Source organism: Kitasatospora fiedleri (assembly GCF_948472415.1).
GTDB lineage: Bacteria > Actinomycetota > Actinomycetes > Streptomycetales > Streptomycetaceae > Kitasatospora > Kitasatospora fiedleri.
Map to the genome: position 1 here is coordinate 6,140,352 of NZ_OX419519.1, position 20,416 is coordinate 6,160,767.

Genomic DNA, 20,416 nt, shown 5'->3' on the forward strand with positions numbered 1-20,416 from the left:
GGTGGAACGAGCGGACGCGGCACCGGCCGATCGTTCGGACGCGGCACCGGCGGAGCGGTCGGACGCGCCACCGGCCCGGCTCGACGTGCTGCGCAGCATCGACCAGTTGCCGCCCGGCAGCTGGGAACGGCTGGCCCCCGCGGGTGACCCGATGTGGACCCGGAACGTCTTCCGCGCCCTGGAGCGCAGCCGGGTCGGGCCCGCCGGGTACGCCTACCTGACGGTGCGCCGGGGCGCCGAGACCGTCGCGGTGCTGCCGCTCTGCCTCTTCCCCGACCTGCGGCTCGACCGGATCGTCGGCCCGCACGAGCGCCGCCTGCTCGCCCCGCTGCGCCGCCTCGCGCCCCGCCTGCTGCGGGTGCCGATGCTGTTCTGCGGCCACCTGCTCGGCCAGGGCCACGTCCTGGCGGCCGAGCCGCTCGACGGGCCGACCGGGCGGCTGCTGGTCACCGCCGTCCTGGACTTCGCCCGGCGCGAACGGCTCGGCACCGTGGTCTTCAAGGACTTCGCCGGGCCCGACCTCGCCCCGCTGCGCGCCCCGCTCACGGAGGCCGGCTTCTTCCTCGCGCCGAGCCTGCCCGACACCGAACTCGCCCTGCCCACCGACTCGTTCGAGCAGTACCTGGCCGCCCTGCCGGCCAAACCGCGCCGCAACGCCCGGGCCAAGATCCGCCGCTTCGGCTCCCGTCCCGACCTGCGGATCGAGGTGCTGGCCGCGTTCGACCACCTGCTGCCTCAACTGCTCGCCCTGTACGGGCAGGTGATGGACCGCGCCGACCAGACCCTGGACGTCCTGGACCACGCCTTCCTGGCCGCCCTCGCCGCCGACCCGCTCAGCCGCCTGGTGGCCTGCTTCGAGGGCGAGCGGCTGGTCGGCTTCCTGCTCTGCCTCTTCACCGCCCGGCCCGGCGCGGGCGGTACGGAGAGTGCGGGCGGCGAAGGCGGTGCGGGGGACACGGGCGGTACGGGAAACACGGGCGGCGCGGACGGGATCGTGCCGGGGGCGACCGGGGCCCGGATCGGCCTGGACTACCGGCTGGCCCACGACGCCGCGCTCTACCACAACCTGCACTACGCGGCCGTCCGGCTGGCGATGGACACCGGCTGCCGGCACATCCGCTTCGCCCAGACCGCGTACCTGCCGAAGGTGGAGATGGGCTGCGCGCTGATCGAGCAGTGGCACGCGATGACCCACGTCCGGCCGCTGCCCCGCGCGGTGCTCCGCCGGCTCCTCCCGCCCGCCCTGGCCGCCGCCCGCGCCCAGGCGTTGGACCCGCCCGGCGGCAGCACCGGCCCCGCGCCCCGTCCCCGCACCGAAGAGAGGCCCCCGCATGCCGCACGTTGAAGTGGAACTGCCCGTCGCCGCGGCGCCCGAGGACGCCTGGCCGGTGGTGGTGGACGTCCTCGGCTACCCCGCCTGCATGGAGAGCGTCGACTCGGTCGAACTCGTCGAGCAGCCCGACGAGCGGCACCGGACCACCGCCTGGTCGGTCCGGCTCCAGGGCTCGGTGCTGCGCTGGACCGAGGCCGAGGTGATCGACCACGCCGCCCGCCGCTTCGACTTCGAACAGACCAGCGGCGACCTCGGCGCGTTCGCCGGCCACTGGTCGGTGTCGCCCGCGCCCGGCGGCGGCAGCACCGTCGCCCTGCACGTCGACTTCGACATCGGCATCCCGCTGCTCGCCGAGATGCTCAACCCGGTCGCGGCGGACGCCCTGCGCGAGAGCGCCGCCCAGATGCTCGGCGCCCTCGAACAGCGGCTCCTGCTCCAGGGGGCCGCCCGATGACCACCACCGCACCCGACACCACCGCACCCGACGCCACCGCACCCGACACCACCGCCACGGACCCCGCGGTGGTCTTCGACCGGCTGCGGCGCCACCTCTCCCCGAAGCTCGCCCTGACCGGCGGCTTCGCCGGGCGCGGCGCGGTGGAGGCGGCCGGCGAGGGCTGCCGGGTGACGCTCTCCGACGGCCGGACCGCGCTGGACTTCGGCTCCTACGCCGTCACCCTGCTCGGCCACCGCCACCCCGCGGTCACCGCGGCCGTCCGCGCCCAGTTGGACACCATGCCCACCGCGACCCGCAGCCTGGCCAACCCGGTCACCGCCGAGGCCGCCGCCCGGCTCAGCGGCTACCTCGGGGACGTCCTCCCGAAGGTGTACTTCGGCCTGAACGGGGCCGACGTGGTCGAGGTCGCTGTCAAACTGGCCCGGCTGGCCACCGGCCGCCCCCGGGTGCTGGCGGTGCGCGGCGGCTTCCACGGCAAGTCGCAGGGCGCCCTCGCGCTCACCCACAGCCCGCTCTACCGCCGGGGCCTGCTCGGCTGCGAGGTGGACGTGGTCCACGTCGACGCCGAGGACCCGGCGGCGGTCGGCCGGGAGACCGCCGGCGGCCGGGTGGCCGCCGTCGTGCTGGAACCGGTGCAGGGCGAGAACGGCGCCCTGCCGCTGCCCACCGGGGTGCTGCGGCAGTGGTGCGCGGACGCGGCCCGGCACGGCGCCTTCGTGATCGCCGACGAGATCCAGTGCGGGCTGCGCCGCTGCGGCGAACGCTCGGTCGCCCTCGCCGACGGGCTGCCCGTCGACGCGGTCCTGCTCGGCAAGCCGCTGGGCGGCGGCGTCGTCCCGCTCTCCGCGCTGCTCTGCTCGGAGCGGCTGTACGCACCGCTGGCGGCCGACCCGTTCCTGCACTCGGCGACCTTCGGCGGCCACCCGCTGAGCTGCGCCGCCGTCCCCGCCGCCCTCGACGCGATCGAGGAACTCGCCGACCACGGACGCGAGTCGGCCGCCCAACTGGACGCCGCACTGACCGGCCTGCACGAGCGCCACCCGGACGTGGTGCGGGCCGTGCCCGGCCGCGGCCTGCTGCGCGGCCTCGACTGCGCCTCCCCGCAGGCGGCCGGCGCGATGGTGCTCGAACTGGCCGCCGCCGGACTGCTGGTCTCCCCCTGCCTGAGCCGCCCGACCACCGTCCGGCTGCTCCCGCCGCTGATCGCCACGGCGGCCGAACTCGCCGAGGCGACCACGATCCTGGACGCCGCGCTCACCGCCACCGGACGCGCCCTGCGGACGGGCGGCACCGGCTGACCACGCCCGACGGGCCGCGCACGGCGTACGACACGCGGTGCACGGCGTACGGACACCGGCCGACCGCGGCCGGTGCGGAGTACGGAGAAGGCCGCCCGGTGCGGCGAAAGGAGCGAACCCAGGTGCCCACACGAGAGGAACTGGCCGTGACGGTCAGGGCGGTCATCTCCGACGTCCTCGGCACGGACCCGGACGAGTTGCGGGAACGGACCAGCCTGGCCGAGGACTACGGCGTCGACAGCCTCGAACTCATGGAGATCGGAGCCCGGTTGGAGCGGACGCTGCGCCTGCGGATCGACCCCGACGACCTGGTCTCGGCCCGCGACGTCGGCCACGCCATCGACCTGCTGCGCGCCCGGCTGGACGACCCCGCGACCGCCGCGCCCGGCAGTCGGCTGCACGGCGCGGTGATCGACCTGTCGGCCCCGGCACCCGTCCCCGTCCCGGCCGCCGCCGTCACCGTCACCGCCGCCCCCACCGTCCCCGCGCCGGAGGGCCCCGCGTGAGCCCGCAGGACCGGCACCCCTCGGGCGGGCACCGGGTCGCCGTCACCGGCATCGGCGTGAAGTCCCCGGCGGGCAACAGCCTCGACGAGGTGTTCGCCGCGGTGCTGGCCGGCCGGTCCGTCGCGGCCCGGGTGGAGCGGCTGGTCGAGGCCGACCTGCCGGTCCACTTCGCCTGCCTGGTACCGGAGTTCGACCCGGAGCGCTACCTCAGCCGGCGCGAGGCCCGGCAGATCGACCGCCCGGCCCAACTGCTGCTGTGCGCCGCCGACGACGCGCTGGCCGACGCCGCCCTGCCTGCCGACCGCCGCCCCGACCGGATCGGCGTGCAGATCGGCACCGGCATCGGCGGGCTGTCCAGCATGGAGGCCGCCACCGCGGGCTTCGTCGACCGCCCCCGGGACCTGCCGGTGCACACCGTCCCGCGCACCATGGCCAACTCGCCCGCCTGCCGCATCGCGCTGCGCCACGGCTTCCAGGGCGTCTGCACCACCTACTCCAGCGCCTGCGCCAGCGGCGGCACCGCACTGGGCGAGGCCGCCCGCCGCATCCGGTACGGCGAACTGGACGTGGCGGTGGCCGGCGGCGTCGACGCGGCGGTCAGCACGGTGGTGATGGGCGCCTTCGCCCGGATGCGCGCGCTCTCCACCCGCAACGACCGGCCCGCCCTGGCCAGCCGCCCGTTCGACGCCGACCGGGACGGCTTCGTGATGGGCGAGGGCGCCGCCGTCCTGGTGCTCGAACGCTGGGAGTCCGCCCGGGCCCGCGGCGCGGTCATCCACGGCGAGATCGCCGGCTACGCCGAGAACTGCGACGCCTTCCACATCGCCGCCCCGCACGAGGACGGCGAGGTCGCCGCCCGCTGCATGCGGCAGGCCGTCGCCGACGCCGGGCTCTCCCTCGCCGACATCGGCCACATCAGCGCGCACGGCACCTCCACCGTGCCGGGCGACCGCGCCGAGGCCCGGGCCATCGAACGCTGCTACGACGGCCAGTCACCACCGGTCACCGCGGTCAAGGGCGTCACCGGCCACCTGATCGGCGCGGCGGGCGCGCTGGCGGCCGCCCTCGCCCTGCGCAGCGCGTCCCGCGCGCTGGTGCCGCCGATCGCCAACCTGCACGACAGCCCCGAGGGCGGCCGGATCGACCTGGTGCACGGCGCGCCGCGCGCCCTCGCGCCCGCGCCGGTGCTGTCCAACGCCTTTGGGTTCGGCGGCCAGAACTCCTGCCTGGTGCTCGCGCCCCCGCCCTGAGCCGCCCGCCCTGAGCCGCTCCCGTTCTGAACCGCTCCCGTCCCGAACCGCCTCCGTTTCGAACCACCCCTCCAGCAGACCTCCAGCAGAGGAACCAAGCAGATGCGAGTCCTTCTCACCGGGGCGACCGGAGTGGTCGGCACCGAACTCGCCCACCAGCTGGGGACCGTGGCCGCCGCCCACGGCCGCCCGCTCGACCTCGTCCCGGTCGCCCGGCGCGGCGGCGACACCGCACTGCCCTGGCGGATGGGCGCCGAACCGCCGCCCGCCGCCCTCGCCGGGCACTGGGACGTCATCGTGCACGCCGCGGCCAGCACCCGCTGGACCCTCGGCCGGGACGAGGCGGTCGCCGCCAACCTCGACCCGCTGCGCGCCGTCCTCGCCCTCGCCGACCGCGACACCCACCTCGTCCAGGTCTCCACCGCGTACGTCGGCGGCGAGCGCAACCCCGAGGACCTGCGCGGCGCCGAGTTCGAGGGCTACCGCAACGGCTACGAGTGGTCGAAGGCCCGCTGCGAGGAGATCGCCCGCGACGAGCACCCCGGACCGCTCACCCTGGTCCGCCCGCCGCTGGTCGTCGGCCGCCGCGCCACCGGCGAGATCGCCCGCTTCTCCGGCCCGTACACCATGCTCCAGGCCCTCGTCTCCGGCACCGCCGCCGTGGTGGTCGGCGACCCGGCCGGCCACGCCGAGATCAGCCCCGTCGACGAGGTCGCCGCAGCCCTGACCGCCGCCGTCCTGGACGCCCCGCCCGACCGGCCGCGCACCGAGGTGATCGCCGCCGGGCCCGACAGCCTCGACCTGGACACCCTGCTGGACGTCATCTGCACCACCCTCAACGACTTCCGCGCCGCGCACGGCGTCACCCCCGTCGAACGGCCGCCGCTGGTGTCCGTCGACAGCTGGGAGCGCTTCTTCCTCCCGCTCTCCGACCAGTACCTCTCCCCGATCCAGAGCCAGGCCGTCAGACTCCTCGCCATGTTCCAGAGCTACACCAGCATGCGCCGCCCCTTCGAACCCACCTGGAAGGTCCCCGACCCGGCCGCCGCCATGGCCGCCTCCGTCCGCCACTGGGCCGAACGCCGCCCCCGCCTCGCCCTGGCCCGCCCCGAACCCTGGACCCTGCTCGGCCCCGGCCCCGGCCGCTGAGCGCACCCGCCGGTGCGCCCGACGGCCGGGGCCGGGGAGCCGTGATCAGGTGGTGGTGCAGGTGGTGGTGGGCCAGGTGGTGGAGCCGTTCTTCGTGATGGTCATGCCCCAGGTGTTGCCGGAGCCGTTGGGGGTGGCGACGAGGGTCTGGGCGTCGGGGTAGGTGGTGGTGGCGTTCCAGGTGGAGCTGACCTTCTCGGGGGTGGGGACCTTGACGGTGACCTTCCAGCTGCTGGAGCCGGTGACGGTGACGTTGAGGTTGTAGCGGTCGCTCCAGGAGGTGCCGGCGGAGAGGGTGGCGGTGCAGCTCCCGCCGCCGGTGCCACCGCCCCGGTACCGCCGCCACCGGTGGAGGAGCCGAGGGTGAGGTTGGAGCTGCCGCTGCTCTGGTAGCCCTCGGTGGCCAGAATCTCGTAGTTCATGCTGCCGAGGTTCATGCCGTACCTGGCCCACGCGTCGAAGTGGTTGCCGACCGTGATGGTGCCGCCGGTCCGCTTCGACTGGCGGACGCTCCAGTACTGGTTGAAGGTCTTGTTGCCCTCGATGGAGGGGGCGTTGACCCGGGTGGTCTCGTAGATGTCGTAGGTGCCGCCGTCGCTGGTGACGGTGCCCTTGTAGGTGCCGGTGGGCTTGTACGAGCCGTAGTTCTCGACCACGTAGTACTCGACCAGCGGGTTGGTGGTCCAGCCGTACAGCGACAGGTAGGCGTTGCCGCTGGTGCTCCAGGTGCCCGAGTAGGTCACCGGGTTGCGCGAGCCGGTGCTCCAGCCCTTGCCGGCCACGAAGTTCCCGGCGTTGGTCCAGGAGGTGCTGTAGGCGCCACCGCCGTTCAGGGACATCGAGGCCGCGCCGCTGCCCTCGGTCCAGAACGAGTAGAAGTACCCGCCGTCGTTGCCGGTCTGGTTGCTGGTGACGGTCGCCGCGTCGGCGGTGCCCGGCAGCAGCACGACCGCCGCGAGGGCCGGCGGGAGGACGCGTGCCGTGCGGACGAGCCGCCACATCCGGCCGGCCCGGGGGCTCTTGGGGTGGGGGAGTGCCACGAGGAGATCCGTTCTGCGAGGGGTGGGTGGGGGTGCCGCGCCGCGCTGTCCCTGATCCAGCGTCAACAGGCGTTCGCCGGGCGCGGATTGGCGCGGATTGGCGCGTACGGCCCGGGCCCTGGGCCGTACGGACTTGTCGACGGCGACAGTGTTGGATGGCGCTCGACGGGCTGTCAACGCTTTCGACAGGACTTCCGAATGCGTCGGTCGCCGCCTCGGTGGAGTGTGATCGGTGAAGCCACTGGTCGAGGCGGGGTTTTTCGGCTTCCGCCCTCCGGCGTCGAGCGCGGATCGTGCGGTTTCGCTGGTGCCCGGCTGGCCCGTGCGGCACAATTTTCGGCAACATGCTTTCGAAAATTTCGAAGCCGGGGAGGGGTGGGCCGGGGCTGCGGGGCGGTCCGGTGCGGGGGTGGGAATTCCCCGGGGAGGGTGGCGCGGATGCGGCGGTATTTCCCCGGCGGGGAATTCGTTCCGCCGTGCTCGATTTCTCGTGGTACGTGCACGGTTCAGTGGCGGGGAATTCCCGGTGCGGCCCCGGCGGCGTGATCAGTTGGTGGTGCAGGTGGTGGTGGGCCAGGTGGTGGAGCCGTTCTTCGTGATGGTCATGCCCCAGGTGTTGCCGGAACCGTTGGGGGTGGCGACGAGGGTCTGGGCGTCGGGGTAGGTGGTGGTGGTGTTCCAGGTGGAGCTGACCTTCTCGGGGTGGGGACCTTGACGGTGACCTTCCAGCTGCTGGAGCCGGTGACGGTGACGTTGAGGTTGTAGCGGTCGCTCCAGGAGGTGCCGGCGGAGAGGGTGGCGGTGCAGCTCCCGCCGCCGGTGCCCCCGCCCGTGCCCCCGCCGGTACCGCCGCCCGTGCTACCGCCGCCGTTGTCGGTGGGGGCGACGGCGCGGCCGGTCTGCGGGGAGATCATGCCGGCGCACAGCCCGCGGGAGGCCAGGTTCCGGGCGATCTGCGGGACCGCGGCCAGGGTGTTGGCGGGCCACTCGTGCATCAGGATGACCTGGCCGTTGCCGAGCCGGCCGACGGCCTGCACGATCGCGGCGGTGCTGGCGCCGTTCCAGTCCTGCGAGTCCACGTCCCAGATCACCTCGGTCAGGCCGTACGTGGCCTCGACCGACTTCAGGGTCGCGTTGGTCTCGCCGTACGGCGGGCGGAACAGCTTCGGCGTGCCGCCGCCCGCGTTGGCGACGGCCGACTGGGTGCCGCCGACCTCGGAGTCGATCCGGGCCTGGCTCTCCTGGGTCAGGTGGGGGTGGGTGTAGCTGTGGTTGCCGATCCACATCCCGGCCGCCGACTCGGCCTGCACCTGGGCCGGGTAGGCGGCGGCGAACTGGCCCTCGTTGAACACGGTGGCCCGCAGCCCGTTCTGCTTGAGTGCGGTCAGCAGGGCCGGGGTGTGGTCGTTGGACGGGCCGTCGTCGAAGGTCAGCCCGACGTAGCCGGTACAGGCGGCGGCGGCCCGGGCCGGGAGGGGATCGACGGCGGCGGCCGTCAGGCCGGCCGCCACGGTGGCGGCGACGGTGGCGGCGACGGCGAGGCCCGCGATCAGCGGGCGCGGCGAGGGACTGGTGACGCGCATGGGGGTGCGACTCCTCGTGGTTCGCTGGGGAGCCCGGGAGGCGGATGGAACCGGCGACCCGGCTCGACTGGAAGGTCGGCGACGGCCGACTGCGAAGAGTTTTGACCCGGGCAGTTCACGTGTCAACGATCCGGCTGAAACTTTCGGCGGCTATTCGGTGGGCGACGGCAATGACGGCCGGAAGCGACAGATTTTTCGGCCAGAATCGTGGCGTGCGCCGGTCCGGAACGGCGGGAAATGCGCGACCGGGCGGTTCCGATCCGCACCGATCGTCTTTCGGTCGGCGGGCGGGTGACAGCAGGCGGTGGCCGGGGCACCGGGGCGCCGGGGCAGCCTGGATCGGCCGTCGGCGGGTTCCGCGCCGTTGCGGGCCGACGGCCGATCGGCCCGTCCCCGGTGCGTGCCGCGGACCCGGCCGCGCCCGGGCCGGTGGCCGGGCACGGGCGGGTGGCCGGGCACGGGCGGGTGCGGCGGAGCAGGGGGACGGGCACCGTCGGCCGGGCGGGCGAAGCGGGGTGCCGCCCGGCCGACGGAGCGGGGGGCGTCGGCCGGGGCGGCCGACGCGGGGGAGGAGACGGAGGGTGGGGGTGGGGGATCGGTGGCGGCGGCCGCGGGGTCAGTCGGCGGTGCCGGCCAGCTGTTCGGTGAAGCGGTTGGCGAACTTGCCGTCCGGGTCGAGTTCTCGGCGCAGCGCCAGGAAGTCGCTCAGCCGCTCGTAGGCGGCGCCGGCGGTGGCCCGCAGCGCGTGCGTGATCTTCCCCCAGTGCGGGCGCCCGCCGAGCGGTAGGAGGGCGCGTTCGACCGCGGCGAGGGCCGGGGCGACGGTGGCGGGGTCGGGCTTCCAGGTGAAGTGGAAGGCGACCGAGTCGCGCCCGTGGGAGGGGCTCAGCCAGAGTTCGTCGGCGGCCACCGTGCGCACCTCGGAGATGTGCAGCACCGGTGCCAACTCCTGTCCCAGCGCGCGCAGTTCGGCGACGGCGGCGCGGGCCGCGGCGCGCGGCAGCAGGTATTCGGACTGGAGTTCCGCGCCGCTGCTGGGGGTGAACTCGGGGCGGAAGTGCGGCAGCCGCTGGTGCCAGGGGCCGGGGACGCCGAGCTGCGGGGTGCAGGCGTCGGTGGGCAGGCCCGGCACCGGGTGCTCGGGGCGGTCGGCGGGTCGCGCGCCGGGCACGGCGGCGGGCGGGGTGCCGTCGTCGAGCTGCTTGACCCAGACTCGGCCGGTGTCCGATCCCCAGTCGGTGAACAGGCTGACGCTGTAGCCGGCGGCGTGGATCTCGTCCAGGTGGGCGGTGTAGTCGGCGAGGGCGAGCCCGGTGTGGACGTACTGCCGGACATCGAAGGCGGGCACCGTGTCGAGGGTGAGCGCGGTGACGATGCCGAGTGCGCCCAGGTGCACCACCGCGCCGGGGTGGGTGGTGGTGCGCAGTTCGCCGTCGGCGCCGACGACCTCCAGCGAGCGGACGGCGGCGGCGAGCGAGCGGCGGGTGTCGCCCGAGCCGTGGGTGCCGGTCGCGGTGGCCCCGGCGGCGGAGATGTGCGGCAGCGAGGCCAGGTTCTCCAGGGCCAGGCCCGCCGCGTGCAGGACGGTGGCGAGTTCCGCGTAGCGGGTGGCGGCGGAGACGGTGACGCTGCGGCGGTCGGGGGCGATCTCGATCCGGGTGGGCAGGCCGTCCAGCCGGACCAGGTCGCCCTCGGTGTCGGCGACCGGGCTGAAGGAGTGGCCGCTGCCCAGGGCCCGGACGCGGTCGCTGCGCCGGACCAGTTCCCGCAACTCGTCCAGGTCGCGCGGGCGGTGGACGGCGCGGGCGCCGAAGGTGAGGTTGCCCGCCCAGTTGGTCAGCGGGCCGACCGGCCGGGGGCCGGTGGTGGACGGGCCGGTGTCGGAGGAACCGGTGTCGGAGGAGCCGGTGGTCGTCATCGGGTCACACCCAGGGGGTCGGGGGCGGGTCGCCGGAGCGAACGGACGGCGGCCCGTCCGGCACCCCGATTCGTCATGGCGGAAAACAAATTAGTCCGCCCAGGTCGGCGGAGCAAGGGCGGCCGGACCTCGAAACTTTCGAAACCCGATCCGGAGCGCTCCCGGCCCCGCTCCCGGTCCCGGCCCCAGTCTCGGCCCCAGTCCCGGACGCGGCCCGGGCGGCCCTCGTCAGCCCCCGGCGGGGCCGGGTGCCACGGTACTGGAGCGCACCACCAGGGTGGTGGAGAGTTCGAGCCGGGTGGGGGCGGCCGGGGCCTCGCCGGTGCGCAGGGCGAGGATCAGCCGGGTGGCCTGCTCGGCCATCTCGCGCAGCGGCTGGCGGACGGTGGTCAGCGCGGGGCTGGTCCACTGGGCGATGTCCAGGTCGTCGTAGCCGACCACGGACAGGTCCTCGGGGACGCGCAGCCCGTGGACCCGGGCGGCCTCCATGACGCCGAGCGCCTGCAGGTCGCTGCCCGCGAAGATCGCGGTGGGGCGGTCGGGAAGCTCCAACAGCCGCCTGGCGCAGGCGAGTCCGCCCTCGGCGTGGAAGTCGCCGAAGGCGATCAGCGCGGGGTCGGTCTCCAGCCCGGCCATCGACATCGCCGAGCGGTAGCCGTCGAGCCGGGCCAGCGAGCAGAGGGTGTCCTCGGGGCCGGTGACGATGCCGATCCGCCGGTGGCCGAGCTCGATCAGGTGCCGGGTGGCGGCGAGGCCGCCGGCCCAGTTCGCCGAGCCCACCGAGGGCACGTCCGGGTCGGGGTTGCCGGCCGGGTCGATGATGACGAACGGGATGGAGCGGGCCCGCAGTTGGCGCTTGAGCTCGGGCGGGAGGCCGGAGAGGACCAGCACCACGCCCAGCGGCCGCCGGCGCAGCACCGCGTCGATCCAGCCGGGCCCCGGCGCCTGCCGGGAGCCGCTGTGGGCGACCACCACGGCCGCCCCGTGCTCGTTGGCCACCGTCTCGACGCCGCGCAGGAGTTCCATCGCCCAGAGGCTGTCGAGTTCGTGGAAGACGATCTCGATCAGCGGGGCCTCGCCGCCGTTGCGGGCGGCGCGCTGGTAGTCGTGCTCGCGCAGGACCCGTTCGACCCGGCCGCGGGTGGACGCCGAGACGTCGGTACGTCCGTTCAGGACCTTCGAAACCGTCGAAACGGAGACTTCGGCCTCTCGCGCGATGTCCGCGAGGGTGATCCGTCCCAGTTCATCGCCCTTTTCCATGCCCGCAGCATAGGGCACGGGCGGTGCGGAACGACCCCCGGATCACGCTTCAGTAACCCTCGGTACGAGGGGTTGACCCGCAACATGCCCGCAACTTAGCGTCCCGGCCAGGCACTGATTTCGAGAATGGCCTCGAAACTTTAGGAGACTCCTGATGAAGAGACGTGCGTTCGCTGTGGCACTCGGGCTGTCCCTGGCGACGGTGGGGGTGACGGCCTGCGGCAGCGGCGCCTCCGCCGGCGGCGGCTCCCACACGATCCACGTGCTGGTCTACGGCGACGCCAGCAACAAGGTCGAGAAGCAGATGGTCGACACCTTCAACAAGACCTCGAAGGTCAAGGTGGTGCTCGACACCATCCCCGGCGCCGACTACCAGGCCAAGCTCAACACCATCATCAACACCGCCCAGGCGCCGGACGTCTTCTTCAACTGGGGCGGCGGCAGCATCCAGCCCTACGTCAAGGCGGACCTGCTGCTCCCGCTGGACGACATGATCGCCGCGGACCCGGGCCTGAAGGACAACTTCCTCTCCTCGGTGTTCAACACCGCCGTGATCGACGGCAAGGCGTACGGCATCCCGATGCGCGGCACCCAGCCGGTGCTGCTGTTCGACAACAAGAAGGTGCTGGCCGACGCGGGCCTGAGCGCCCCGAAGACCTGGGACGAGCTGCTGAACGCCGTCCAGGTGCTCAAGGGCAAGGGCGTCACCCCGTTCGCCCTCGGCGGCGGCGACCAGTGGCCGACCCTGATGTGGTACGAGTACGTCTTCGACCGGGTGGCCGGCCCCGAGCTGTTCCGGAAGGCGCTGTCCGGCGACAAGGCCGCCTGGGAGAGCGAGGACGCCAAGAAGGCGCTCGGCATGCTCAAGCAGCTGGTCGACGCGGGCGCGTTCGGCTCGAACTTCGACTCGGTCAAGTTCACCGACGGCGGCTCCCCGGCCCTGCTGGCCAAGGGCAAGGCGGCGTTCGAGCTGATGGGCTCCTGGGCGTACGCCACCCAGCAGGACGCCAACCCCGACTTCGCCAAGAACGACCTCGGCTACAGCGGCTTCCCGTCCGTCGCGGGCGGCAAGGGCGACCCGGCGGACGTGGTCGGCAACACCAACAACTTCTACTCGGTGCTGAAGAAGAGCAAGCACCCCGAGACCGCCGCCGCCTTCCTCAAGCTCATGTACTCCGACGAGTTCGTGAAGGCCCAGCTGGCGATCGGCAACCTGCCGACCACCACCAACACCGAGCAGTTCCTGGACACCGCCGCCAGCCCGGACTACTCGAAGTACCAGTACGAGCTGGTCAAGGCCGCCCCGTCGTTCCAGCTCTCCTGGGACCAGGCGTACCCGCCGGCCGCCACCACGCCGATCCACACCGCCGTCCAGCAGTTCTTCAACGGCAAGCTCGACGTGGACGGCTTCATCAAGGCCATGCAGGCCCTGCCCGCCTCCTGAGACGAATGCCGATGAATGCTCCCTCCTTCGCGTCCGGGTCCGGCCGCCGCCCGCGGGCCGGACGCAGGACCGGCGTCGGGGTGACCCGCCCGGGCCTGGTCTGGGCGGTCCCCGCGACCGTCTTCTTCCTGCTGTTCGCCCTCCTGCCGCTGGTGCTGGTCGCGGTGCTCTCCTTCACCAGCTGGGACGGCGTCGGCGCGCCCCGCTTCAACGGCCTGGACAACTGGACCGAGCTGCTGCACGACCCGGTGATGACCCGGAGCGTCTGGCTGACCCTGGTGCTGACCGCGGCCGGCGTGCTCGTGCAGACCCCGGTCAGCGTCCTGCTGGGCGTCTGGGCGGCCGGGCACCAGCGCAACCGGGCCGTGCTGTCCGCGGTCTTCTTCATCCCGCTGCTGCTGTCCGCGACCGCGATCTCGGTGGTCTGGCGGGCCATCCTCGACCCCAACTTCGGCGTCCCCTCGCAACTGACCTCGCTGTTCGGCGACGGCAACCTGATGGGCAGCCGGAGCGGCGCCATCGCGGTGCTCACCTTCGTCGGCATGTGGCAGTGGACGCCCATGCACGCCCTGCTCTACCAGGGCGGCGCCCGGGCGATCCCGCAGGTGCTCTACCAGGCCGCCGCGATCGACGGCGCCGGCAAGGTCCGGCAGTTCGTCCACATCACCCTGCCGCAGCTGCGCAACACCATGATCACCTCGGTGATCCTGATGCTGGTCGGCGGCCTCACCACCTTCGACACCGTCCTCATCCTCACCCAGGGCGGCCCCGGCACCGACACCACGAACAGTGCCTACTACATGTACCAACAGGCTTTCAAGAGCTTCGACTTCGGCTCCGGCTCGGCCATCGCCCTGGTCCTGGTGGTGGTCGCCACCCTGATCTCGCTCGCGGTCGTCCGGTTCTCCGGCTACGACAAGATGCGCGGCACCACGGAGGGACTGTGATGCGCAGGCGTCCCAACCACCTCGCCGGGCTGGGCTCGCTGGTCTGGCTGGTCCTGGTCGGCTTCCCGCTGTACGTCCTGCTGATCTCGACCTTCCGGACCCGCTCCAACTACTCCACCCAGGGCCCGCTCACCTTCCCCTCGCAGCTGACCCTGCAGAACTACGTCGACGACTTCTCCAACGGCTTCGGGCGGGACTTCCTCAACACCGTCGTCGTCACCGCGAGCGTGGTCGCGATCGTGCTGCTCGTCGTGCCCCCGCTGGCCTACGCGATCGTCCGGGCCCGGGGCAGGACCATCGGCACGGTCTTCCGGATCTTCCTGCTGGGCCTGGCGATCCCCGCGCAGGCCGTGATCGTGCCGATGTTCTACGTCATCAGCAAGGCCGGCCTGTACGACCACCTGATCGGCGTGATCCTGCCCACCGCCGCGTTCTGCCTGCCGGTGTGCACGCTGGTGCTCACCGGCGCGATGCGGGACATCAGCGGCGAGCTGTACGAGGCGATGGCCATGGACGGCGCCAGCCCCTGGCGGGTGTTCTGGCAGCTGGTGGTGCCGCTGTCCAGGGGCGGCCTGTCCTCCGTCGTGGTCTTCTCGGCGCTCCAGGCGTGGAACGGCTTCCTGTTCCCGCTGATCCTCACCCAGTCGGAGAGCAGCAAGGTCATCACCCTCGGCCTGTACGACTTCCAGACCGAGCACGGCGTCGACGTGCCCGGCCTGCTCAGCGCCGTCGTGCTGTCGATGCTCCCGATCTTCATCGTCTACCTGTTCGCCCGGCGTGCCTTGGTCCAGGGCCTCATGGGCGTCGGAGGAAAGTGACCGACAAGATGAACCTGGCCGTTCCCGCCGAAGCCCCCGTCCCGCCCGCCGAAGCCCCCGTGCCTCCAGCCGCCGCTCCCGCCCCGCCCGCCGCGACCGCGGCCCCCTCCGCCCCGGCCCCCCGCTGGCGCGACCGCGCGCTGGGCCCCGAGGAGCGTGCGGACGCCCTGATCGCCGAGCTGACCCTGCCGGAGAAACTGGCCCAACTGGTCGGCGTCTGGGTCGGCGCCTCCGACGAGGGCGGCGACGTCGCCCCGCACCAGCACGACATGGAGGAGCCGCCCGACCTCGACGACCTGCTCCCGAACGGACTGGGCCAGCTGACCCGCCCGTTCGGCACCGTCCCGGTCGATCCGGCGCTCGGCGCGCTCTCGCTGGCCCGCAGCCAGCAGCGGATCGCCGCCGCCAACCGGTTCGGCATCCCCGCCCTGGCCCACGAGGAGTGCCTGGCCGGCTTCGCCGCCTGGGGCGCCACCGCCTACCCGGTGCCGCTCTCCTGGGGCGCCACCTTCGACCCCGAGCTGATCCGGCGGATGGCGGCGGCGATCGGCCGCGACATGCGCGCCGTCGGCGTCCACCAGGGCCTGGCCCCCGTCCTCGACGTGGTCCGCGACGCCCGCTGGGGCCGGGTCGAGGAGACCATCGGCGAAGACCCGTACCTGGTCGGCACGGTGGCCACCGCCTACGTGCAGGGCCTGGAGTCCGCGGGCGTCGTCGCCACCCTCAAGCACTTCGCCGGCTACTCCGCCTCCCGGGCCGGACGCAACCTCGCCCCCGTCGGCATGGGCCCCCGCGAACGCGCCGACGTCATCCTGCCGCCCTTCGAGATGGCCGTCCGCGAGGGCCGCCCCCGCTCCGTCATGCACGCCTACACCGACACCGACGGCATCCCCTCGGCCGCCGACGAGGCCCTGCTGACCGGACTGCTGCGCGACACCTGGGGCTTCGACGGGACGGTGGTCGCCGACTACTTCGGCATCGCCTTCCTCAAGCTGCTGCACGGCGTGGCCGGCGACTGGGCCGAGGCCGCCGCGCTCGCCCTGACCAGCGGCGTCGACGTCGAACTCCCCACCGTCAAGACCTTCGGCGAACCGCTGCTGCGGGCCGTCGAGGACGGCACCGTCCCCGTCGCGCTGGTCGACCGGGCGCTGCGCCGGGTCCTGGTGCAGAAGGCCCAGCTCGGCCTGCTCGACCAGGACTGGGACGCCGTCCCCGCCGCGCTGGCCGGCCGCCCGCTGGACGACCCGCGCGCCCTGCGCGGCACCGTCGACCTGGACCGCCCCGAGAACCGGGAACTGGCCCGGGAGATCGCCGAACGGGCCGTGGTGCTGCTCAGCAACGACGGTACCCTGCCGCTGCGCGCCCCCCGCCGGATCGCCCTGATCGGCCCCAACGCCGACACCCCGACCGCGGTGCTCGGCTGCTACGCCTTCCCCGTTCACGTCGGCGGCCAGCACCCGGACACCCCGATCGGCATCGAACTGCCCACGCTGCGCCAGGCGTTGGCGGCCGAGTTCCCCGACAGCGAGATCCGGACGGCGGCCGGGGCGGGCATCGACGGCACCGACACCTCCGGCTTCGCCGAGGCCCTCGACGCGGCCCGTTGGGCCGACGTGGTGATCATCGCGCTCGGCGACCGGGCCGGCCTGTTCGGGCGCGGCACCAGCGGCGAGGGCTGCGACGTGGAACTCCTCGAACTGCCCGGCGTGCAGCGGCAGTTGCTGGACGCCCTGCTGGACGCCGGCACCCCGGTGGTGCCGGTGCTGCTGGCCGGCCGGCCCTACGCGCTGGGCCGCGCGGTCACCGAGGCGGCGGCCCTGGTGCAGACCTTCTTCCCCGGCGAGGCCGGGACCGAGGCGGTCGCCGCCGTGCTCAGCGGACGCACCAACCCCTCGGGCCGCCTCCCCGTCAGCATCCCGGCCCGGCCCGGCGTCCAGCCCTCCACCTACCTGGCCGCCCGGCTGGCCGGACCCAGCGAGGTCTCCAGCACCGACCCCACCCCGGCCTTCGGCTTCGGGCACGGCATCGGCTACACCGCGTTCGACTGGAGCGGCCTCGAAGTGGAGCGCGAACTCGCCTCCACCGAAGGCGAGTTCGCCCTCTCCTTCACCCTGCGCAACACCGGCGACCGGGCCGGCAGCGAGACCGTCCAGCTCTACCTGCACGACCCCGTCGCCAGCGTGGTCCAGCCCGTCCAACGACTGATCGGCTACCGGCGGATCACCCTCGACGCGGGCGAACACACCCGGGTCGAGATCACCGTCCCCGCCGACCTCGCCTCCTTCACCGGCCGCGACGGCCACCGCATCGTCGAGCCCGGCGCCCTGGAACTCCGCCTCGCCGCCTCCAGTACCGCCCCCCGCCTCACCACCACCGTCCACCTGGAAGGCCCACCCCGCGTCCTCGACCACACCCGCCGCCTCCACGCCCACTTCCGCCCCACCTGACGGCCCGCCCGCAGCGCGACCCCGGCCGCCGACCGTCCCCGCGAGGGTGCGGCCGGCGGCCGGCGGCCGACGCGCTGCCGCCCCGGAACGGCGGGTGCGCTACCCGGGACTCCTTCGGACGCACCGCCACCCGAGCCGGTTGGCGGCCTCGTGTTCGGCATCGGCCACAATGTCCCAGGTGAACACCTGGACGGCCACCCTCCCGCAGATACCGTTCTCCTGCTGCGACCTCCCGGAGGGCGGGGAGTGGATGACCCAGGAGGAGGCGGCGTCCCACCTGGGCATCGGTCTGGTCCACCTCAGCGGACTGACCCACAACACCCGCCGGATCGACCTGGTCCGCACCACCGGCAGGGACCCGGTCGTCACCCGGGCCAGCGTCGAGGCGGAGAAGCACTGGCGCGTCACCGCTCCCCGCTGGCGCAAGATCCTGCGCCTGCTCAAGGACATCGGCTTCTCGATCTAGAGAGTCCGGGTCGAGGGCGACCGACGGCGGACACCGCCCTGCCCGTGCCGGGGCCGCCCGGACGGGACGGCAGCGGACCGCGCGGGTACGGAACGCCGAGGTGAGTGAGCAGCGCAAGCCGGATCGACCTGGCGCGCAGCGCGTCGTCCGCAGGTGCGGTACCGGGGGCGTCCGGGTACTGCGGACGCGGTACGGCGGGTGTCTGCGGGCGGGGGACGACAGGGGGCGGCTCGGGGCCGCAGGGTGGAGGAGACCGGGAGAAGGCCGAATTCTGGAGCGCGCATGTCCGTTCTCGCCCGCTGGTGCCATCGGCACCGGCTCGTCACCGTGCTGTTGTGGCTGGGCCTGCTGGTGGGGCTCGGAGCCGTCTCCGGCGCCGTCGGGACGAAGTACAGCGACAGCATGGCGATGCCGGCCACCGAGTCCAGCCGGGCGATGGACCTGCTCAGGGCGCAGATGCCCGCCGCGGCCGGCGACACCGACACCGTGGTGTGGCACACCGCCAACGGGACGGTGCGCGACCCGGCCGTCCAGGAGCGGATGACCGGGGCCCTGGACGCCATCGCCCACAGCCCCTCCGTCGCCTCGGTCGGCAGCCCGTACGCCGAGCAGGGCGCGGCGCAGATCAGCGCCGACGGCACCACCGCGTACGCGCAGGTGACCTTCAGCGGCGCCGCCCACGACGTCCCCAAGGCGGACGTCGAGCACGTCGTCGACCTGGCGAAGCAGGCCCGCGCCGACGGCCTGGACGTCCAGCTCGGCGGGCAGGCCGTGCAGAACGCCGAGACCGAGATGGGCGGCACCAGCGAGATCATCGGCATCGTCGCCGCGCTGATCGTGATGACGCTGGTGTTCCGCTCGCTGTGGGCCGCCGCGCTGCCGATCCTCACCGCCGTGGCCGGCGTCGGCACCGGCGTGATCGGCACCGGCCTGCTCAGCCACGGCATGAGCATCGCCTCGGTCGCCCCCACCCTGGGCGTCCTGGTCGGTCTCGGCGTCGGCATCGACTACGCCCTGTTCATCGTCAACCGGCACCGCAAGGGCCTGATGGCCGGCCTGGAGGTCGGGGAGGCGTCCGCCAAGGCGCTGAACACCTCCGGCCGCGCGGTGCTGTTCGCCGGACTGACCGTGGTGATCGCCCTGCTCGGCATGCTGATCCTCGGCATGGGCTTCCTCAACGGCATGGCGGTCTCGGCCGCCCTCACCGTCGCGCTCACCGTGCTGGCCGCGATCACCCTGCTGCCCGCCCTGCTCGGCCTGCTCGGCCACCGGGTGCTCAGCCGCGCCCAGCGCCGCCGCCTGGCCGAGCACGGCCCCGGCGAGGCGCACGCCACCGGCTTCTGGCCGCGCTGGGCCGCCCGGGTGCAGGCCCGGCCGACCGGCAAGGCGCTGGTCGCCCTGGTGCTGATGCTCGCCGTGTCGCTGCCGGTGCTGTCGCTGCGCCTGGGCAGCTCGGACGCCGGCAACAACCCGAAGTCCACCACCACCCGGCAGGCGTACGACCTGATGGCCGACGGCTTCGGCCCCGGCTCGAACGGCCCGCTGCTGCTGGTCGCCGAGGCCCCCGGCGCGGCGGACCGGGCCGCCTTGGACGGCCTGGTCACCGACCTGAAGGGCCTGGACGGCGTCGCCCGGGTCGCGGCCGTGCCGATGCGCGAGGGCCAGCAGATCGGCATCGTCCAGGTGGTGCCCACCACCTCCCCGCAGTCCGCGCAGACCTCCGCGCTGATCACCGAACTGCGCGAGCACACCGTCCCCGACGCCGAGGCCGGCACCGGCCTGCGGGTGTACGTCGGCGGCGCGACCGCGACCGCCGCGGACTTCGCGGACGTGCTGATCTCCAAGCTGCCGCTGTTCATCGCGATCATCGTCGGCCTGGGCTGCCTGCTGATGATGGTGGCCTTCCGCAGCCTGCTGGTGCCGCTGATCGGCGTGGTGATGAACCTGCTGACCATGGGCGTGGCGTTCGGCGCGATCGTCGCGGTCTTCCAGTGGGGCTGGGGCTCCGAGGCGCTCGGGGCCGGCGCGGCCGGGCCGGTCGAGGCGTTCGCCCCCGTGATGATCATCGCGATCCTGTTCGGCCTCTCGATGGACTACCAGGTCTTCCTGATCAGCCGGATGCACGAGGAGTGGACCCACACCCGGGACAACCACCGCGCCGTCCGGGTCGGCCACGGCGAGACCGGCCAGGTCATCACCGCCGCCGCCGTCATCATGGCCTGCGTGTTCGCCGCCTTCCTGTTCGGCGGCCAGCGCATGATCGCCGAGTTCGGGCTCGGCCTGGCCCTGGCCGTCCTGCTCGACGTGCTGGTGCTGCGGATGGTCCTCGTCCCGGCCCTGATGCACCGCTTCGGCGCCGCCAACTGGTGGCTGCCCGGCTGGCTCGACCGCCTGCTGCCGCACGTCTCGGTGGAGGGCGAGCCCGACCCGGCCCCCGCCCCCGCCGCCGTCCGGCAGCCCGAACCGGCCGACGCCGGGCGTTGACACCCCGCGGGGCCCG

At 73.6% G+C, this 20,416-nt stretch carries 14 protein-coding genes and 2 pseudogenes; 12 read left to right on the forward strand and 4 right to left on the reverse strand.

Annotated elements, in window-relative coordinates; translation table 11 throughout:
* Position 1: 1 nt before the first annotated feature.
* From QMQ26_RS27800 to QMQ26_RS27825, 6 genes are all read left to right on the forward strand, one after another.
* The gene (locus QMQ26_RS27800; protein ID WP_282203104.1) at positions 2-1,345 is read left to right on the forward strand and encodes a GNAT family N-acetyltransferase; all 1,344 of its coding nucleotides are present in this window, start codon (positions 2-4) and stop codon (positions 1,343-1,345) included.
* Positions 1,332-1,787, forward strand: coding sequence for a type II toxin-antitoxin system RatA family toxin (locus QMQ26_RS27805; RefSeq protein WP_100839840.1), 456 nt, complete (start codon positions 1,332-1,334; stop codon positions 1,785-1,787). The genes QMQ26_RS27800 and QMQ26_RS27805 overlap by 14 nt, the downstream gene beginning before the upstream one ends.
* Positions 1,784-3,088, forward strand: coding sequence for an aspartate aminotransferase family protein (locus QMQ26_RS27810; protein WP_282203105.1), 1,305 nt, complete (start codon positions 1,784-1,786; stop codon positions 3,086-3,088). Before QMQ26_RS27805 ends, QMQ26_RS27810 begins: the two co-directional genes overlap by 4 nt.
* Before the next feature lie 122 nt (positions 3,089-3,210).
* Positions 3,211-3,594 carry an acyl carrier protein gene (locus QMQ26_RS27815; protein WP_100839838.1) on the forward strand — a complete coding sequence of 128 codons (384 nt, stop codon included), beginning with the start codon at positions 3,211-3,213 and terminating at the stop codon, positions 3,592-3,594.
* Positions 3,591-4,844, forward strand: coding sequence for a beta-ketoacyl-[acyl-carrier-protein] synthase family protein (locus QMQ26_RS27820; protein WP_282203106.1), 1,254 nt, complete (start codon positions 3,591-3,593; stop codon positions 4,842-4,844). The genes QMQ26_RS27815 and QMQ26_RS27820 overlap by 4 nt, the downstream gene beginning before the upstream one ends.
* Before the next feature lie 102 nt (positions 4,845-4,946).
* Positions 4,947-5,993 carry an SDR family oxidoreductase gene (locus tag QMQ26_RS27825; protein WP_282203107.1) on the forward strand — a complete coding sequence of 349 codons (1,047 nt, stop codon included), beginning with the start codon at positions 4,947-4,949 and terminating at the stop codon, positions 5,991-5,993.
* A gap of 45 nt (positions 5,994-6,038) precedes the next feature.
* On the opposite strand, the pseudogene QMQ26_RS27830 reads toward QMQ26_RS27825, so the two are convergent.
* The 4 genes and pseudogenes from QMQ26_RS27830 to QMQ26_RS27845 all read right to left on the reverse strand — a co-directional run bounded on the left by QMQ26_RS27830 (position 6,039) and on the right by QMQ26_RS27845 (position 11,794).
* Positions 6,039-6,994, reverse strand: a pseudogene (locus QMQ26_RS27830) (glycoside hydrolase family 11 protein).
* A 585-nt stretch (positions 6,995-7,579) separates the two neighbouring features.
* Positions 7,580-8,616 (reverse strand): annotated as a pseudogene (locus QMQ26_RS27835) (polysaccharide deacetylase family protein).
* A gap of 616 nt (positions 8,617-9,232) precedes the next feature.
* Positions 9,233-10,534: a D-arabinono-1,4-lactone oxidase gene (locus tag QMQ26_RS27840; RefSeq protein WP_282203108.1), complete on the reverse strand. Its 1,302-nt coding sequence runs from the start codon at positions 10,532-10,534 to the stop codon at positions 9,233-9,235.
* Between the two features lie 228 nt (positions 10,535-10,762).
* Positions 10,763-11,794 carry a LacI family DNA-binding transcriptional regulator gene (locus QMQ26_RS27845; protein WP_282203109.1) on the reverse strand — a complete coding sequence of 344 codons (1,032 nt, stop codon included), beginning with the start codon at positions 11,792-11,794 and terminating at the stop codon, positions 10,763-10,765.
* Positions 11,795-11,948: 154 nt separating this feature from the next.
* Here QMQ26_RS27845 and QMQ26_RS27850 point away from each other — a divergent pair, with 154 nt between their 5' ends.
* The 6 genes from QMQ26_RS27850 (at position 11,949) to QMQ26_RS27875 (ending at position 20,400) form a co-directional block, all read left to right on the forward strand.
* Positions 11,949-13,238 carry an ABC transporter substrate-binding protein gene (locus QMQ26_RS27850; protein ID WP_282203110.1) on the forward strand — a complete coding sequence of 430 codons (1,290 nt, stop codon included), beginning with the start codon at positions 11,949-11,951 and terminating at the stop codon, positions 13,236-13,238.
* Between the two features lie 11 nt (positions 13,239-13,249).
* Positions 13,250-14,185, forward strand: coding sequence for a carbohydrate ABC transporter permease (locus QMQ26_RS27855; protein WP_282203111.1), 936 nt, complete (start codon positions 13,250-13,252; stop codon positions 14,183-14,185).
* Entirely contained in the window at positions 14,185-15,003 is an 819-nt protein-coding gene (locus QMQ26_RS27860) for a carbohydrate ABC transporter permease (RefSeq protein WP_100839831.1), read from the forward strand. Before QMQ26_RS27855 ends, QMQ26_RS27860 begins: the two co-directional genes overlap by 1 nt.
* An 8-nt stretch (positions 15,004-15,011) precedes the next feature.
* Complete coding sequence (locus QMQ26_RS27865) at positions 15,012-17,450, forward strand: beta-xylosidase/alpha-l-arabinosidase (protein WP_404814216.1); 2,439 nt, start codon at positions 15,012-15,014, stop codon at positions 17,448-17,450.
* 178 nt (positions 17,451-17,628) lie between these two features.
* The gene (locus QMQ26_RS27870; RefSeq protein ID WP_282203113.1) at positions 17,629-17,916 is read left to right on the forward strand and encodes a DNA-binding protein; all 288 of its coding nucleotides are present in this window, start codon (positions 17,629-17,631) and stop codon (positions 17,914-17,916) included.
* Between the two features lie 282 nt (positions 17,917-18,198).
* Positions 18,199-20,400, forward strand: coding sequence for an MMPL family transporter (locus tag QMQ26_RS27875; RefSeq protein WP_282203114.1), 2,202 nt, complete (start codon positions 18,199-18,201; stop codon positions 20,398-20,400).
* Positions 20,401-20,416 lie beyond the last annotated feature (16 nt).

Bases quoted from the DNA above. Each gene is read 5' to 3' on its own strand.
- QMQ26_RS27875 (WP_282203114.1), top strand. From the start codon at position 18,199: ATGTCCGTTCTCGCCCGCTGGTGCCATCGGCACCGGCTCGTCACCGTG.
- QMQ26_RS27845 (WP_282203109.1), bottom strand. From the start codon at position 11,794: ATGGAAAAGGGCGATGAACTGGGACGGATCACCCTCGCGGACATCGCG.
- QMQ26_RS27825 (WP_282203107.1), top strand. From the start codon at position 4,947: ATGCGAGTCCTTCTCACCGGGGCGACCGGAGTGGTCGGCACCGAACTC.
- QMQ26_RS27810 (WP_282203105.1), top strand. From the start codon at position 1,784: ATGACCACCACCGCACCCGACACCACCGCACCCGACGCCACCGCACCC.
- QMQ26_RS27840 (WP_282203108.1), bottom strand. From the start codon at position 10,534: ATGACGACCACCGGCTCCTCCGACACCGGTTCCTCCGACACCGGCCCG.
- QMQ26_RS27860 (WP_100839831.1), top strand. From the start codon at position 14,185: ATGCGCAGGCGTCCCAACCACCTCGCCGGGCTGGGCTCGCTGGTCTGG.
- QMQ26_RS27805 (WP_100839840.1), top strand. From the start codon at position 1,332: ATGCCGCACGTTGAAGTGGAACTGCCCGTCGCCGCGGCGCCCGAGGAC.
- QMQ26_RS27850 (WP_282203110.1), top strand. From the start codon at position 11,949: ATGAAGAGACGTGCGTTCGCTGTGGCACTCGGGCTGTCCCTGGCGACG.
- QMQ26_RS27855 (WP_282203111.1), top strand. From the start codon at position 13,250: ATGAATGCTCCCTCCTTCGCGTCCGGGTCCGGCCGCCGCCCGCGGGCC.
- QMQ26_RS27865 (WP_404814216.1), top strand. From the start codon at position 15,012: ATGAACCTGGCCGTTCCCGCCGAAGCCCCCGTCCCGCCCGCCGAAGCC.